Source organism: Lactobacillus sp. C449L (assembly GCF_059900815.1).
In genome coordinates, this window is sequence record NZ_JBWXGA010000069.1 from 1 (window position 1) to 562 (window position 562).

The following is a 562-nucleotide window of genomic DNA, read 5'->3' on the forward strand; positions in this document are numbered from 1 at the left end:
TGTCGGCCGGCGCCGCGGGCTCTCTGCCCTCGCCTGCCGTCCAGTATCTGGTCGACGCTGTCACCGCTTACTCGGCATTCGAGGGGGCGCTCGCGGCCCTTTTCCATCGCGAGCGAACCGGCGAGGGCCAGCTCGTCCAGGTCAACATGCTCGATGCGATCACCACCCTCCAAATGCAGGAGCTGTCGGTCTTCACCGTCGGCGGCAAGCCGCAGACCCGCTCCGATCAGCCGCACGCGCACAGCTACATCCGCGCGCCCTACGGCGTGTTCGAGACGAAGGACGGCTACATCACCGTCGCGATGGCGCCGGTGCGCAAGCTCGGCGCCCTGCTCGAGGACGATTTCTTCGCCGGGCTCGACGACGAACGCGACAGCTGGCTCCACCGCGACGAGATCCATGCCAGGGTGAAGGCGAAGCTGCCGGAGCGGACCAGCGCCGAATGGCTCGAGCTGTTCCGCGCCAACGATGTCTGGAGCGGTCCGGTCTACGGCTATGCCGAGCTCGTCGAGGATCCCCAGATCCGCCACAACGGCACCTTCGTCGAATATGATCATCCGAC

At 66.5% G+C, this 562-nt stretch carries 1 protein-coding gene; it reads left to right on the forward strand.

Annotation, left to right across the window (positions count from 1 at the left end; translation table 11 throughout):
- Positions 1-562 (forward strand): CoA transferase (locus AC2JF9_RS08330; protein WP_500726858.1); only part of this gene is annotated, 562 nt, incomplete at both ends.